The sequence below is a fragment of the Streptomyces pactum genome (assembly GCF_016031615.1).
Taxonomy (GTDB): Bacteria; Actinomycetota; Actinomycetes; order Streptomycetales; family Streptomycetaceae; genus Streptomyces; species Streptomyces pactus.
Map to the genome: position 1 here is coordinate 3,302,772 of NZ_JACYXC010000001.1, position 15,907 is coordinate 3,318,678.

At 76.4% G+C, this 15,907-nt stretch carries 12 protein-coding genes; 9 read left to right on the top strand and 3 right to left on the bottom strand.

From position 1 onward, the window contains the following. The first annotated feature begins 297 nt into the window (after positions 1–297). On the top strand, positions 298–1,779 hold the full coding sequence (gene radA / locus IHE55_RS13035; RefSeq protein ID WP_197989182.1) for a DNA repair protein RadA: 1,482 nt from the start codon (positions 298–300) through the stop codon (positions 1,777–1,779). Positions 1,780–1,891: 112 nt separating this feature from the next. Then, a complete protein-coding gene (disA, locus tag IHE55_RS13040) occupies positions 1,892–3,025 on the top strand; it encodes a DNA integrity scanning diadenylate cyclase DisA (RefSeq protein WP_197989183.1) in 1,134 nt (377 codons plus the stop codon). A 447-nt stretch (positions 3,026–3,472) separates the two neighbouring features. On the opposite strand, the gene IHE55_RS13045 is transcribed toward disA, so the two are convergent. Continuing rightward, entirely contained in the window at positions 3,473–4,321 is an 849-nt protein-coding gene (locus tag IHE55_RS13045; protein ID WP_197989184.1) for a hypothetical protein, read from the bottom strand. Between the two features lie 173 nt (positions 4,322–4,494). Between IHE55_RS13045 and IHE55_RS13050 the strand changes: the two genes are divergently transcribed. Next, positions 4,495–5,502, top strand: a complete 1,008-nt coding sequence (locus IHE55_RS13050; RefSeq protein WP_197989185.1) for a phosphatase PAP2 family protein — start codon at positions 4,495–4,497, stop codon at positions 5,500–5,502. A 463-nt stretch (positions 5,503–5,965) separates the two neighbouring features. On the opposite strand, the gene IHE55_RS13055 is transcribed toward IHE55_RS13050, so the two are convergent. Next, entirely contained in the window at positions 5,966–6,628 is a 663-nt protein-coding gene (locus IHE55_RS13055) for a response regulator (RefSeq protein WP_197989186.1), read from the bottom strand. Between the two features lie 345 nt (positions 6,629–6,973). Then, positions 6,974–9,559, bottom strand: a complete 2,586-nt coding sequence (locus IHE55_RS31205) for a sensor histidine kinase (protein ID WP_307826640.1) — start codon at positions 9,557–9,559, stop codon at positions 6,974–6,976. Between the two features lie 509 nt (positions 9,560–10,068). Here IHE55_RS31205 and IHE55_RS13065 point away from each other — a divergent pair. The 6 genes from IHE55_RS13065 to IHE55_RS13090 all read left to right on the top strand — a co-directional run bounded on the left by IHE55_RS13065 (position 10,069) and on the right by IHE55_RS13090 (position 15,907). Next, positions 10,069–11,196, top strand: a complete 1,128-nt coding sequence (locus tag IHE55_RS13065) for an HhH-GPD family protein (RefSeq protein WP_269671491.1) — start codon at positions 10,069–10,071, stop codon at positions 11,194–11,196. Between the two features lie 270 nt (positions 11,197–11,466). Next, the gene (locus IHE55_RS13070; RefSeq protein ID WP_197989187.1) at positions 11,467–12,027 is read left to right on the top strand and encodes a SigE family RNA polymerase sigma factor; all 561 of its coding nucleotides are present in this window, start codon (positions 11,467–11,469) and stop codon (positions 12,025–12,027) included. Continuing rightward, the gene (locus IHE55_RS13075; protein WP_197989188.1) at positions 12,015–12,905 is read left to right on the top strand and encodes a hypothetical protein; all 891 of its coding nucleotides are present in this window, start codon (positions 12,015–12,017) and stop codon (positions 12,903–12,905) included. The genes IHE55_RS13070 and IHE55_RS13075 overlap by 13 nt, the downstream gene beginning before the upstream one ends. An 8-nt stretch (positions 12,906–12,913) precedes the next feature. Further along, positions 12,914–13,621, top strand: coding sequence for a two-component system response regulator CseB (gene cseB / locus IHE55_RS13080; protein ID WP_197989189.1), 708 nt, complete (start codon positions 12,914–12,916; stop codon positions 13,619–13,621). Between the two features lie 306 nt (positions 13,622–13,927). After that, entirely contained in the window at positions 13,928–15,223 is a 1,296-nt protein-coding gene (gene cseC, locus IHE55_RS13085; protein ID WP_197989190.1) for a two-component system sensor histidine kinase CseC, read from the top strand. Between the two features lie 276 nt (positions 15,224–15,499). Next, on the top strand, positions 15,500–15,907 hold the full coding sequence (locus IHE55_RS13090) for a YciI family protein (protein ID WP_197991977.1): 408 nt from the start codon (positions 15,500–15,502) through the stop codon (positions 15,905–15,907).

Here is a 15,907-nt window from a genome sequence, read left to right on the forward strand (position 1 = left end):
CCCCGGGCGTGCTCCGTCCCGCCCGCTCCGTCCCCGTGCGTCATCCCGTGCGCCTTCGCCGCGCGCGCCTTCGTCCCGCCCGCCGTGCCCTCGTCCCGTACGCCCCGGTCCCGCGCACCCCGGTCCCGTACGCCTTCGTCGGAGCGCACCTCCGCCCCGGCTCCCGGCCCCGCCCGCCGCACCCGTCACCGCGGCCCGCCGCACCCGGCTGCCGGCCCCCCGCTGCCGGCCCCCGGCCGGTGTCCGCCGCCCGCCCTCAGCGTCGGCGGTGTCGGTGGTCCCCGCTAGCGTTACGGCATGGCTGCCCGTACCTCCCGCTCGTCCGCCAAGGACCGGCCCTCCTACCGCTGCACCGAGTGCGGCTGGACCACCGCCAAGTGGATCGGTCGCTGCCCCGAGTGCCAGGCGTGGGGCACGGTCGAGGAGTTCGGTGCGCCCGCGGTGCGGACCACCGCGCCGGGCCGGGTCACCTCCGCCGCCCTCCCCATCGGCCAGGTGGACGGCCGGCAGGCCGCCGCCCGGGGCACCGGGGTGGACGAGCTGGACCGGGTGCTGGGCGGCGGGCTGGTCCCCGGCGCGGTGGTGCTGCTCGCCGGCGAGCCGGGAGTGGGCAAGTCCACCCTGCTGCTGGACGTGGCGGCGAAGGCGGCCACCGAGGAGCACCGCACCCTGTACATCACCGGCGAGGAGTCGGCGAGCCAGGTGCGGATGCGCGCGGACCGGATCGGCGCGCTCTCCGAGCACCTGTACCTCGCCGCGGAGACCGACCTGTCGGCGGTGCTGGGCCACCTGGACACGGTCAAGCCGTCGCTGCTGGTCCTGGACTCGGTGCAGACCGTGGCCTCGCCGGAGATCGACGGCGCGCCCGGCGGCATGGCCCAGGTGCGGGAGGTGGCCGGGGCGCTGATCCGGGCCTCCAAGGAGCGCGGCATGTCGACCCTGCTGGTGGGCCACGTCACCAAGGACGGCGCCATCGCCGGCCCGCGGCTGCTGGAGCACCTGGTGGACGTGGTGCTGCACTTCGAGGGCGACCGGCACGCCCGGCTGCGGCTGGTACGCGGCGTCAAGAACCGCTACGGGGCCACCGACGAGGTGGGCTGCTTCGAACTGCACGACGAGGGCATCACCGGACTCGCCGACCCCTCCGGGCTCTTCCTCACCCGGCGCGACGAGCCGGTGCCCGGGACCTGTCTGACGGTCACCCTGGAGGGCCGGCGCCCGCTGGTGGCCGAGGTGCAGGCGCTCACCGTGGACTCGCAGATCCCCTCGCCCCGCCGCACCACCTCCGGCCTGGAGACCTCCCGGGTGTCGATGATGCTCGCCGTGCTCGAGCAGCGCGGCCGGATCAGCGCGCTGGGCAAGCGGGACATCTACTCCGCCACCGTCGGCGGGGTGCGGCTCTCCGAGCCCGCCGCCGACCTGGCGGTGGCGCTCGCCCTGGCCAGCGCGGCCGCCGACACCCCGCTGCCGAAGAACCTGGTGGCCATCGGCGAGGTGGGGCTGGCGGGCGAGGTACGCCGGGTGACGGGGGTGCAGCGCCGGCTCGCCGAGGCCGCCCGGCTCGGCTTCACGCACGCGCTGGTGCCCGCCGATCCCGGCAAGGTACCGCCGGGTATGCGGGTGACGGAGGTCGCGGACATCGGGGAGGCGCTGCGGGTCCTGCCGCGCGGACGCTCCGCCGCGAAGGCCCCCGACGGCACCCCCGACGGAGCCCCCGGCGGCGCCGCCGCGGGACGCGTACGCCGGGACGCCCCACGACAGGAGGCCGGGCGCCGGTAGACTTTGCCCAGGTCTCGCCCGTCAACGTAGTACCGCCGTCAGGCACCGAAGCACGCAGCAGGACGGCGGGGGCGGTCCGCGGCACCGAATGACCTGGCGACGGAGGAGTGCAGTGGCAGCAGGCGACCGGGCGGCAGCCCCGGGCAAGGCCGACGGTCTGATGCGCGCCTCCCTGAGCGCGGTGGCCCCCGGAACCGCCCTGCGCGACGGCCTGGAGCGGGTCCTGCGCGGCAACACCGGCGGGCTGATCGTCCTGGGGATGGACAAGACCGTGGAGTCGCTGTGCACCGGCGGCTTCGTGCTGGACGTCGAGTTCAGCGCGACCCGGCTGCGCGAGCTGTGCAAGCTGGACGGCGCGATGATCCTGGACAAGGACATCACCAAGATCGTGCGGGCCGGTGTCCAGCTGGTCCCGGACGCGTCGATCCCCACCGAGGAGACCGGCACCCGGCACCGCACCGCCCAGCGGGTCTCCATCCAGACCGGCCTGCCGGTCATCTCGGTCAGCCAGTCGATGCGGCTGATCGCGCTCTACGTGGACGGGGAACGGCGGGTCCTGGAGGAGTCCGCGGCGATCCTCTCCCGCGCCAACCAGGCGCTGGCCACCCTGGAGCGGTACAAGCTCCGGCTGGACGAGGTGGCCGGCACCCTCTCCGCCCTGGAGATCGAGGACCTGGTCACCGTCCGGGACGTCACGGCGGTCGCCCAGCGCCTGGAGATGGTGCGGCGGATCGCCACCGAGATCGCCGAGTACGTGGTGGAGCTGGGCACCGACGGCCGTCTCCTCTCGCTCCAGCTGGACGAGTTGATCGCCGGTGTGGAGCCGGAGCGCGAGCTGGTGATCCGCGACTACGTGCCGGAGCCAACCGCCGCCCGCTCCACCTCGGGGCGCGGCCCGCAGCGCACCCGCACGGTGGCCGAGGCGCTCGCCGAGCTGGACCGGCTCAGCCACCCCGAGCTGCTGGAACTCCCCATCGTGGCCCGCGCGCTGGGCTACAGCGGCTCCCCCGAGACGCTGGACTCCGCCGTCTCGCCGCGCGGCTTCCGGCTGCTGGCGAAGGTGCCGCGGCTGCCGGGCGCCATCATCGAGCGGCTGGTGGACCACTTCGGCGGGCTGCAGAAGCTGCTCGGCGCGAGCGTGGACGACCTCCAGGCGGTGGACGGCGTCGGCGAGGCGCGGGCCCGCTCGGTCCGCGAGGGATTGTCCCGGCTCGCCGAGTCCTCGATCCTGGAACGCTACGTCTGACCCGGTGCCGCTGGGGCGCCGCCGCGTAGGGTCCGTCCGGCACTTCGCCGTGCACCGTCCGTCCGCCGTGGTGCCCGGCCGGTGCGGCCGCCCCTGATCCGTCCGTCGTACGGCATCGTGCGTGCGCCGGGGCCCGGCGCGGGGGTCGTTGCGGAGTGCCTCCGGTCATCACGGTTGGGCGCACCGGGCTGTTGCGGGGGCGCGGCCGGTACGTCGCGGCCCGCGCGCGGGGCTGTTGCGTAGATTGCGGGGCGGCGCCGGTACGACAGGGCCCGGCGCACAAGGCTGTTGCGGGAGCCCGGCCGGTACGACACGGCCCGCCCGGCGGCGCTCGCCCGACGCGGCCGGCCGCCCCGGGCCGTCACCGGGTTACGACGCCCGGCCCCCGGCCCGGACCGTGAACCGGGCCGGGCCCCGACCGGCCCGTCGGGGGTGCGGTCGGTGCGGTCAGTCCTTCTCCAGTACGAACGACACCTGGGCCGCGCCCAGTCCGCGTACCTTCGCCTCCACCAGGTAGGTGCCGGGCTTGGCTGCGGCCTCACCGGACGGGGTCGCGCAGTTCGCCGCGCTCCGCTTGCGGTCCCACTCCACCGTGCGCTTGGTCTGGCCGTCGCCGGGCACCTCGACGAACGCCGCCGCGACGCCCTTGGAGCAGTCGCCGGTCGCCCAGACGTGGTCGTTCTCGGAGTCGGTGATGGTCAGGGAGGCCGAGGCACGGCCGAAGTCGACCTTGCAGGCGCTGTCCGAGGAGTTCTTGACGACCATCTCGAACTTCGGCTTCTCGTCAGGGGCGTAGGAGTTCTTCACCTTGCCGTCGAGCACGCTGCGCACCGTCAGCTCGACCGCGCCGGCCTTGCAGTCGGGCAGCGTGGAGTCGGCGGGCACCGCCGCTCCGTCACCGACGCCGACCCCCCGCCCCGCGGCCCCGGTCCCGGCGCCACCGCCGGTGCCCGCCGAGCCGCCGGCGGTGTCACCGCCGCCGTCACCCTGGCCACCGGTGTCCTCCGCGCCGTCCTGGCCCGACGAGCCGGTCCCGCCGTCGTCGGCCTCGTCCCGGCCGCCCGGGCGGTTGCCGTTGACCGGTGTGGACGAGGAGGGCCCCGGGGTGATGGTGCGGGCACCACTGCTCTCCCCGGCACCCTTGCCGCTGTCCTTCCCCCCGTCGTCCGAACCGCCCAGGTTGAACGCCCAGAAGATCAATAGCACCAGGCCCACGAGCAGGAGCAGCGCAACTGCCCTCCGGCGCCAGTAGATGGAGGAGGGAAGCGGCCCGATCGGATTGCGCAGAGATCCCACGCGCAAACTGTACGAGAGATCCGCCACTCGACCCGCCAGTACCCGCCGTAGAGCGGGCCTACTTTTCTCATCATCGGACCGGAAGCTGTCCGTCCCGTCTGACTTTCGTCAGATACCTGTCCTTCCGATCGCACGATGTGGTGAGCCGGTAACCGTCCATAACGTCCGGGTCCATGACGAGTAGTGACCTCTACCGCCACATCACGGACCTCGCCCACGACTCCCCGGGCTGGGTGCACAGCGTGGCCGAAATCGGTACCGACGCGGGCCTGCTGGTCCTGCTCGGGATGGCTGTTTTCCTCTGGTGGCGGGCCCGGCACCGTCCGGCCCGCGAGATGGCACTCGCGCTGCTGGTGCCGGTCACCACCGCCCTGGCGTACGGGATCAGCGAGGTGGCCAAGACCCTCGTGGACGAGGAGCGGCCGTGCCGTGCGGTCGCGAACGCCGCGCCGCCGATCGCCGCCTGTCCGGAACCGGGTGACTGGTCCTTCCCCAGCAACCACGCGACGCTCGCCGCCGCGCTGGCGGTCGGGGTGGTGTTCGTGGCCCGGCGCACCGCCTGGCCGGCGCTGGTCCTCGCCGCGCTGCTGGCGTTCTCCCGGGTCTTCGTCGGCGTGCACTACCCGCACGACGTGCTGGCGGGCTTCGGGCTGGGCGCCCTGGTCGCGGCCGGCGGTGCGCTGCTGGGCGCGGCGCCGCTGGCCGCCCGGGTCGAACGGGTCCGGCGGGGTGCGGTGCCCGCGGACGGTCCCGCCGGGTCGCCGCACCGCCGTGGCCGCGCCGCCGACCGGCCGGGCCGGGGCGGGTGGACGGACCGGCCGGCGCGCTTCCTGACCGGGCCGGGCTCCGGGGTCGGGGTCGGTTCGCGGCCCGGTTCCGGGTCCGGGTCCGGGTCCGGGGTCGGTCCGCGGTACGGGGCCGGGGAGGAGTCCGGTTCGCACTACGGGGCCGGGGCCGGTTCGCGGCCGGCGCCGGGGTCGGGTTCGGAGCGGATCCGGGGCCCGGGGTCGAGTCCGGTTCCGGGTACGCGGCGGCGCCGGACCCCAGGTTTCCGCCCCCCGCGGGACCCGGCACCACCCACCTCTCCGGCCGGCCCCGCTGAGCGGCTGAGCGGTACGGGCGCCCCCACGACGCCCCAGGGCCGGGGCGGGGGCGGCTCCGTCGGAGGATCCGGGCCGTGACCCGTACGGCGCCCCTTACGGGAGCCGTACCGGGGGTCGCCCCCTACGGGAGGGGCGTACCGGATCCGTTGCGGGGATGCCGCGCGGAGGGCCCCGGCCGTCCCTGACAGAGGCCCTGAGGGATCCCCTGCGGGGTCCCCGTACAGGAGACGGGCGCGGGGGTGGTCCGGCGGCGGCCGGGCGCCGCCCGGCGCCCTACGGAAACCGGTCAGCCGGTCCGCGCCGGCCGACCGCGAGATCCGGACACCGCGCCGGGTCGTCCCCATCGTGTAGGCGTGTACGGCAGCCGGTCGGGCGGGGCCCGGGCTACCCCGCCGGGCAGGACGGCACCCCACCGGGCGCGGCGGCACCCCACGGCCGGGGCGACACCCCACCGGGCGGGGCGGACCTCACCAAGTGGGGCGACATCCTCCTCGGGCGCGGCCGGCCGACCGGTGGCCGGGGCCGGCCCGCGGAGGGGCGGTCAGGCCGTGCCCGGGTCCGGCTCGGCGACCAGTCCGGCCTCGTGGGCCACGATCGCCGCCTGCACCCGGTTGCCCACCCCCAACCGGTCGAGCACCGCGCTGACATAGCCCTTGACCGTGCCCTCGACCAGGTGCAGCCGCCGCCCGATCTCGGCGTTCGACAGTCCGGCGCCCACCAGGGCGAGCACCTCGCGTTCGCGCGGGGTGAGGGCATCGGTCCGGGCGCGTGCCGCCGCACCCCGGGCGAGCCGCTCCCCGCCGAGCCGGGTGATGACGTACCGGGCCACCGCGGGTGACAGGAACGCTCCGCCGCCCGCGACCGCCCGTACCCCCGCGAGCAGTTCGTACGGGTCACCCGACTTGAGCAGGAAGCCGGTCGCGCCGCCGCCCAGCGCCCGGGCGACATAGGCGTCCTCGGAGAAGGTGGTGAGCATCGCCACCGCGGTCTCCGGCGCCACCCGCGCCAGCTCCTCGCAGGCGGCCAGCCCGTCCAGTCCCGGCATCCGGATGTCCAGCAGCGCGACGTCCGGCCGGTGCGCCCGTGCGGCCTCCACCGCCGCCCGCCCGTCGGCCGCCTCCGCCACCACCTCGATGCCCGGGTCGGCGGCGAGGATGGCCCGCACCCCGGCCCGCACCAACGCCTCGTCATCGGCGAGCAGCACCCGATCGCGCCCGGAGCCCCTGTCGCCCCGGGCCCCGGCGACGTCACCGTCCGGGGCCGGGTGCCCGCCCGGGACGGGCACCGCGTCCGCCGGGCCCCCGGCGCCGGTACCGGTCCCGGCGCCGGCCCGGCCCCCGGTGCCGGCCCGGTCCTCGGTGCCGGCCCGGTCTTCGGTGCCGTCTCCGGGCCGGTCCCCGCCGTCATGTGCACTTCCGCTCCTGTCGTCGTTCCGTCCATCGTGCCTGCCGGGCCTGCCCGGTCCACCGCCACCCGTGTCTCCGCTCCCGCTCCGCCGCCCGTCACGGCGTCCCCGCCCGGGCCCGTCCGGCACCCCTGCCCGCGCCCGTCACGGCGTCCCCGTCCGGGCCCGGTCCGCCCTCGGCGGCGCGCCCGCCCCGGGCACCAGGTCCTTGGCGACCAGCCTCCCGTCCCGGAAGCAGAGCCGGACGTGGTCCACGCTGACGAAGAGCTCGTCGTCGGCGCGGTAGTAGCGGCAGCGTGCCCCGGGCGGCGCGGCGGGGGCACGGTCGCGCGGCGGGTCGGGGGCGACCCGGTCCGGCAGCACCCGCTCCACCTCCGCGTAGGGCTGACCGATCCGGAGGGCCGCGTAGTCGCGGGGTTCGAGTACGGAGTGGGTGCGGGTGTAGGCGTACCAGCCCACCGCCGCCGCGACCACCACGGCGGCCAGGCCGCCGGCCACGGCGACCGACCGCACCAGCCGGCGCCGGGTGGCCCGGCGCACCCGGGCGAACTCCCGCACCGCACCGGCCCCCGGCTCCGGGCCGCCGTCGGCGGCACGGGGGTGCCCGGGTGCTCCGCCGGCCGGTTCCCCGCCGGCCCCGGCCCATCCGGCGGCGGTCTCCTCCCACGCCCGGGGCCAGGCATGCGGCGCGCCTCCGGGGTCCGCGGGCCCGGCGGCGTCCACCGGCCCGTGCGGCAGCCGCGCCACCACCTCGAACCCGCCGTCCCGGGGCCCCGCGAAGAAGTCCCCGCCCACCAGGGCCACCCGTTCCCGCAGGCCCAGCAGCCCGGTGCCCGGGCGGGCACCCGCCGGGCCGGCCGCCCCGGCGGGCCCGCCGGCCGCCACGTCACGCGAGGCCCTGGAACCGGCCCCGTCCGGTCCGGCGGGGCCGCCGGGGGCGCCGGCGGTCACGACCCGTACCACCGTCTCGGCCCGGCCGGAGCCGCCGGGCCCGGGGGCGGTCCGTTCCTCGACGGTCACGGTCACCTCGGCACCGGGCGCGTGCTTGGCGGCGTTGGTGAGGGACTCCTGGACGACCCGGTGGGCGGCGCGCTCCGCCATCGGCGCGAGCCCGGCCGTGCCGGCGTCGGGGCCAGCGCCGGCGGAGCCCGAGCCCGTGCCGGCGCCCGAGCCCGTGCCGGCAGGGCCGGCATGTCCCGCGGGACGGGTGGTGCCGGCGGTGCCGTGGACGGTGGTGGTACGTGGCGTGCCGGAGCCACGGGCCGTACCGGGAGCCGGTTCCGCTCCGGAAGCCGTGCCGCGAGCCGGTTCCGTCGCGGGGCCCGTGCCGGGAACCGGTTCCGTCGCGGCGGGCGGGCCGGCGGCGCGGTCCGGGGGCGTGCCGGGGGCACCGGTGGAGTGGTCGTCGTACGGGGCGGGTGGCGGCGCGGTACGCAGCAGCCGGACCGGGAGGCCGGAGTCGGCCGCCCGTTCCACCAGCGCCTCGATGCTCTCGCCGACCGGGGTCAGCGGGGCGGTGTCCGGCGCCGGCGCGGGACCCGTGCCGCCTTCCCGGACCGTCGGGCCGGCGGCCTCCCGGGCGGGTCCGGCGACCGGGGCGGCGGACGGTGCCGCGGTCGCGTCGCGCAGTACGCCGATGATCTCCCGCAGGCGTTCCGTCGCCTCCGCCGCCGCCACCCGCAGTTCCCGCGCGGCCGCCCGGTGTTCGGCACCCAGTCCCGGAGCGACCTGGAGCGCGCCCGCCCGCAGGGCGATGAGGCTGAGGTCGTGGCCGAGCGAGTCGTGCATGTCCTGGGCGATCCGGGCCCGTTCCCGCAGCCGTGCCCGGTCGGCGATGATCCACTGTTCCCGCTCCAGCTGGGCGGCGCGGCTCCAGCCGGCGGCCACCAGGGCGCGGTCCTGGCGGCGGTGGCGGCCGACGAGCCAGGGGAAGGCCGCGCCGAAGAGCAGCGTGGCGATGAGCACCAGCCAGGCGATCACCACGTCCACCGAGCCCAGTACGCCGACCGTCCCCACCGCCGCGATCGCGGTGAAGGCGAGCAGCGCCGACCGGGCGGTCGTCTCCCGGCGGCCCGCCAGGTAGCCGAGGACCGAGAGCGCCGGGAGGTAGGAGACCGTGAACAGGGCGGGGGCGGTGGCCAGGCTCAGCCCCGCGACGAGCAGCAGCGCCGGGGCCGGCCACCGCCGGGACAGTGCCACGGCGGCGGCGAGCAGCAGCAGCCCGCCCGCCGTCTGCCACCAGGACACCGGCACGCTCCGCGCCAGCCGGTCGCCGAGCAGCACCGGCCCGGCGAGCGCCAGCCACAGCAGCACGTCCCGGAGCGCCTCCGCGCGGGTCCACCGGACCGGGCGGAGGGCACCCTCACGGCGCGGCCGCCGGCCGAGGTGACGGCCGGAACCACCACGGTGGAGAAGGCCGGGGCGGCGGACCCGCCCGGCGGCGCCGGTGCCACCGGCCGTACCGGCGGCACCGGTACGGCGGCGGATGCGGCCGGGACGGGACCCGTTCGCCGTGCCCGCGGCCCCGCCGCGCTCCGGCACGTCCTCCGGCCCGCCCCGCGCGCCCGCTTCCTCCCGCGCGCCGGTCTCCTCCGGCGCGCCCGTCTCCTCCGGCAACCGCGCGCGCATCTCCTCCCGCGCCCGCGTGTCCTCCCGCACCCCCGGCTCCCGGGCCACCCGTGGGCGCCGGCGGTCGGGAAGCGGGAGGTGCACCGGTCCGAGTCGTCTCACCGGTCCGACGGTACAAGCGGCCGTCGTCCACCACCCCTGCCGAAAGTCAGGACCTGGCGGCCGGAGGCGACCGGGCCCCGGAGCCGGACACCCGGGCCCCGGACCCTGACCCTGACCCGGACCCCGGAGGCGGGCGCCCCGACCCCGAGGCGGACACCCCGACCCGACCCGAAGCCGGACACCCGGGCCCCGGACCCTGCTTCTGACCCGGAGCCGGACACCCCGACCTCGACCCTGAAGCCGGACCCTGAGCCCTGACCGCAGGCCCGGGCCCTCACCGGTCCAGCAGCCCGGGCCCCTGCCCCTGATCCCCAACACACAAGCCGGACCCCGCGCCCGGACCCCCAACCCACAAGCCCGGACCCCGGCCCGGGCGCGGCCCCGAAGGCGGACACCCGGAAGCCAGCCCCGGCCCCAACGCCACCCCGACGCCGACGCCAGCCCCGGCCCCCGCCCCCTCCTGCGGCTTTTCCGGTGGCGGCGCCAGGGTTGCCAGGATCGTCGGTGCCATGACTGCCACCTCCAGCACCCCCACCGGTCCCGGCCCCGCTGCCACCCGGCCGCCACCGCCCCGCCCCCACGGACACCGGCACCGGCACCCACCGGACCCGGCCGGCGCCTCCACCACGGCCGCCCCCGCCCCCGCCCAGGCCCCGGCCCCGGTCCCCTCGCCGGCCACCGACACCTCCGCCCGGGCCACCGACACCTCCGCCCGGGCCACCGAGGCCTCCGCCCGGACCACCGCCGGCACCCTCCCCGCCGCCCCCTCGGACCTGCACCGCCCCGTCATCGACTGGTTCGACGAGCACGCCCGCGATCTGCCGTGGCGGCGCCCGGAGGCCGGCCCGTGGGGTGTCATGGTGAGCGAGTTCATGCTCCAGCAGACACCGGTGAACCGGGTCCTGCCGGTGTACGAGCAGTGGCTGGCCCGCTGGCCGCGCCCGGCCGACCTGGCGGCGGAACCGCCCGGCGAGGCGGTGCGGGCCTGGGGCCGGCTCGGCTATCCGCGGCGGGCCCTGCGGCTGCACGCGGCGGCCTGCGCGATACAGGAGCGGCACGGCGGCGAGGTGCCGGACGACCACGCCGAGCTGCTCGCGCTGCCCGGGGTCGGCGAGTACACCGCGGCGGCGGTGGCCTCCTTCGCGTTCGGCCGGCGCCATCCGGTGCTGGACACCAATGTGCGCCGGGTCTTCGCCCGGGTGGTCGGCGGCGTGCAGTACCCGCCGAACGCCACCACCGCCGCCGAACGCCGCCTCGCCCGCGAGCTGCTGCCCGCCGACGAGCCGACCGCCGCGCGCTGGGCCGCGGCCACCATGGAGCTGGGCGCGCTGGTGTGCACCGCGCGGACGCCGCACTGCGCCCGCTGCCCGGTCACCGCCCGGTGCGCCTGGCGGCAGGCCGGTTCCCCGGCGCACGACGGTCCGCCCCGGCGCGGCCAGACCTACGCCGGGACCGACCGCCAGGTGCGCGGCAAGCTGCTGGCCGTGCTCCGCGAGGCGACGGCCCCGGTGCCGCAGCGGGACCTGGACCGGGTGTGGGACGAGCCGGTGCAGCGGGCCCGCGCGCTGGACGGGCTGGTGGCGGACGGGCTGGTGGAACCGCTCGCCGACGGCCGCTACCGGCTGCCGCTCACCTGACCGTCCCGGCAGCCCCCCATGGGCCCCGCGCTGTGACGAGGTGCAGCCCCCTGAGGCCCGGCGCTGTGACAAGGTTGTGACAGTCCGGGCACCTGACCAGCACAGTCGTCCGTCCCACGGGCCGTTGTTACAGAATCTATGGACGGCTGTGCCGCCTCCGCAGGTCTGGTGTACGGATTGCCGCAACAGCCCCTCCGTAGCGTCCTCTCCGACGCACCGCACGACCGGCGGCGCGGACGTGGGGAACTCAGCGGAGTGGAGGGCTGCGAGATGGACAGCAGCGGCAAGGTTCTGGATTTCGAAGAGTACGTACGGAACCGGCAGGACGCCCTGCTGCGCAGCGCCCGCCGGCTGGTGCCGGACCCGATCGAGGCCCAGGACCTGCTCCAGACCGCCCTGGTGCGCACCTACGGGCGGTGGGACGGGATAGCGGACAAGTCGCTGGCCGACGCCTACCTCCGCCGCGTGATGATCAACACGCGGACCGAGTGGTGGCGGGCCCGTAAGCTCGAAGAGGTGCCGACCGAGCAGCTGCCGGAGGCCCGGGTCGAGGACGGCACGGAGCAGCACGCCGACCGTGCGCTGCTCATGGACATCCTGGGAGTCCTCGCGCCGAAGCAACGCAGCGTCGTCGTGCTGCGACACTGGGAGCAGATGAGCACGGAGGAGACGGCGGAGGCCCTGGGGATGTCCACCGGCACGGTCAAGAGCACACTGCACCGGGCGCTCGCCCGGCTGCGGCAGGAGCTGGAGAGCCGTGACGCGGACGGACGTGCCCTGGACCGCCGCGCCGTCCGCGACGATCGGGGGCAGGAACGGTGCGCGGCCTGACCAAGGCCACTCCCAGCAGAACCGCCTGGATCACGGGTGGTGCCGTCGCGGCCCTCGCGGCGGCCGGCGGCCTGGCGCTCGTCGGCTGCGGCGCGGGCAGCGAGGGCCTGCGCAAGGAGGGGCGGGCGGACACCACCGAGGTCGGCGAGGCCACCCCGGGGGCCTACAGCGGCTCGGCGAAGGACGACACCCCATCCGCCTCACCGGGGGAGTCCGCCCCGCCGGCCGAGGTGGACGCGGTGCGGCTGGTGAAGGACGACCCGAAGGTGAACGCCGACCTGAAGGCGAACCTCAAGCCCTGCACCACCGACGGCAAGGAGTACCCGGTGGACGTCGCGTACGGCGCGCTCACCGGGAAGAAGGCCACCGACGTGGTGGTCACGGTGATGACCTGCGCGGACGGCATCGGCATCGGGTCGTACGTGTACCGCAAGCGGGGCGACGCCTACGAGAACGTGTTCGTGGACGAGCGGGCCCCGCTCTTCGCCGGCATCGACAAGAAGGGCCGGCTCACCGTCACCCAGCTGGTCTCCAGCTCCAGTGACGCGGCGTGGCCGGCCGGCGAGGACACCATCGTCTTCGAGTGGTCGCCGTCCAAGGAGCAGTTCACCGAGTCCTCGCGCATCCGTACGGACTACGGCGAGGGCACCGAGCCCGAGCCCGCGGAGACGGACGACGGGTCGGAGGACAACCGCGCCGACGGGGTCTCCGTACCCGAACCCGTACCGCTCCCCGCGCCGTCCTCGGTGCCGGCCCCGGCGTCCGGCACGAAGACCGTCGCCGGGACCGGTGCGGAGACCGTCGCGGACGGCGGCACGGCCGTCGAGGTCCCGGCGGTGACCCCCCGGCCCCCGGCCGGCACGACGGAGAAAGGCTGACCGCGGCGGTGCCCGAGACCCATGTGCTGTTCGTCGAGGACGACGACGTCATCCGGGAGGCCACCCAGCTCGCGCTGGAGCGCCACGGCTTCGCGGTGACCGCGGTGCCCGACGGACTGACCGGCCTGGAGCGGTTCCGCGCCCACCGGCCAGACATCGCGCTGCTGGACGTGATGGTGCCGGGCCTGGACGGGGTGAGCCTGTGCCGCCGCATCCGGGACGAGTCCACCGTCCCGGTGATCATGCTCTCCGCGCGGGCCGACTCCATCGACGTGGTGCTCGGCCTGGAGGCCGGCGCCGACGACTACGTGACCAAGCCGTTCGACGGCGCGGTCCTGGTGGCCCGGATACGCGCCGTGCTCCGCCGCTTCGGGCACGCCAGCGGGCCCGGCGGGACGTCCGCCGCCGGCGGTCCGGAGGAGCCGGCGGACGGGGTGCTGCGCTTCGGTGACCTGGAGGTCGATCCGGAGGGCATGGAGGTCCGCAAAGGCGGTGCGCCGGTGTCGCTGACGCCGACCGAGATGCGGCTGCTGCTGGAGTTCTCCACCGCGCCCGGCACCGTGCTCTCCCGGGACCGGCTGCTGGAACGGGTCTGGGACTATGGCTGGGGCGGTGACAGCCGGGTGGTGGACGTCCATGTGCAGCGGCTCCGCCACAAGATCGGCCACGACCGGATCGAGACGGTCCGCGGCTTCGGCTACAAGCTCCGGCCCTGACCGCCGGCGGCTCCGGCGGCCGGTCCCGGTGCACGACCCCCGGTGACGGTCCCCGGTGACCCACCCCCGGTGGCCGTTCCCGGCTGCGGTCCGGCCCCGACCGGGCAGCGGGTCCGACGGCGGCCCGGGAGCCCGGCGGCGGCCCTAGGGTCGGCCGGGCGGTCAGGGGCCCGACGGTGGTCCGGGGATCGGTCGGGCGGCCGGCGGTCCGACGGTGGTCGGGGGTCCGGGGTCCGGACGGCGGTTCCGGCAGGGGCCCGGTGGAGGGGCGAGATCCGATGGCGGCGACGATCCGGTGAAGAGGCGATGAAGAAGCTCGTGTTCCGTTCCGGCCTGCGCTGGAAGGTCAGTCTGGCCATCGCCGCGGTGGGCGCCCTGGTGGCGGTCGCGCTGAGCCTGGTGGTGCACAACGCCGCCCGGGTCTCCATGCTCGACAGCGCCCGGGACATCATGGACGACCGGGTGAAGGTCGCCCAGAGCTGGTACGAGAAGACCGGCACCGAGTTCAACGCCAAGCTGGACGACCCGAACCTGCCCGAGCAGCTGAAGAAGGAGGCGGCCCGGGGCCTGCGCGCCACCTACGTGGACGACTCCGGCCCCGGGGCCCCCGTGGTGTGGGCCTCGGTGCCGCTCCGCAACGGCCAGGTGCTCTCCGCGCACGGGCGTTTCGAGGACCGCTACCAGGTCCTCCAGGACCTCGACCGGGCCCTGATCATCGGCTCGGTGGCGGTGGTGGTCGGCGGCACCGGGCTGGGCGTGCTCATCGGCGACCAGCTCTCGCGCCGGCTCCGCAAGGCGGCCATGGCGGCCCGCAAGCTGGCCCGCGGCGACTCCGAGGTGCGCGTCCGCGACGCGATCGGCGGCCGGGTGCGGGACGAGACCGACGACCTGGCCCGCGCGGTGGACGGCATGGCGGAGGCGCTCCAGCAGCGGCTGGAGGCCGAGCGCCGGGTCACCGCCGACATCGCGCACGAGCTGCGCACCCCCGTCACCGGGCTGCTCACCGCCGCCGAGCTGCTGCCGCCGGGCCGCCCCACCGAGCTGGTGCGCGACCGGGCCCAGGCGATGCGCCAGCTGGTGGAGGACGTGCTGGAGGTCGCCCGGCTGGACGGTTTCGCCGAGCGCGCCGAACTCCAGGAGATCGACCTGGCCGAGTTCGTCATCCGCCGGGTGCGGGTGGCGGCCCCGGACGCCCAGGTGATCGTGGTGCGCGACGCCCACGTCACCACCGACCCGCGCCGTCTGGAGCGCATCCTGGGCAATCTGCTGGCCAACGCCGCCAAGCACGGCAAGCCGCCGTTCGAGGTGACGGTGGAGGGCCGGGTGCTGCGGGTCCGCGACCACGGCCCCGGCTTCCCGGACTCCCTGCTGAAGGAGGGGCCCAGCCGCTTCCGCACCGGCAGCAAGGACCGCGCGGGCGGCGGCCACGGCCTCGGCCTGACCATCGCGGCGGGCCAGGCCCGCATCCTGGGCGCCCGGTTGACCTTCCGCAACGCCGAGCCGCTGGCCGAGGGCCGGGAGGGCGCGGTGGCGGTGCTCTGGCTCCCGGAGTCCGCGCCCACCAACACCGGCAGCTTCCCGGTCATCCACGTCCCGGACTGACCACCGCGCCCCGCCCCGCGCCCCGCGCCGCCCCGCGCCCGGCGCCCGCACCCACCGGGCTCCCCGCACCCCGCCGCCCCCGCGCCGCACCCGCCAAGGGGCCGGAGAACGCCGGGCAGGGGCCGGTGAACGGGCCCGGCAGGGACCGGCGGCACCCGCCGCACCGGGCGCGGAAAAAACTTCGCCGGGTGATGTCGAGAACCCGTGGCCGGCTCCGTCCCAGGGGTGAGCGCGACCACAATGGAGAGTGGTCGCACCGGCACCGAGGAGAACCCCATGGCCAAGTACCTGCTGCTCAAGCACTACCGCGGCGCCCCGGCGGCGGTCAACGACGTGCCCATGGACCGGTGGACGCCGGAGGAGATCTCGGCGCACATGCGGTACATGAGCGACTTCGCGGCCCGGCTGGAGAAGACCGGCGAGTTCGTGGACGGCCAGGCGCTCGCCCCCGAGGGCATGTGGGTCCGGTACGACGGTGAAGGGCGCCCGCCGGTCACCGACGGCCCGTTCGCCGAGACCAAGGACCTGATCGCCGGCTGGATGGTAATCGACGTGGACAGCCCCGAGCGCGCCGTGGAGCTGGCCGGTGAGCTGTCGGCCGCGCCCGGGGCGGGCGGGAAGCCGATCCACGAGTGGCTTGAGGTGCGCCCGTTCCTCACCGCTGCGCCCACCGTCACCGAGTGA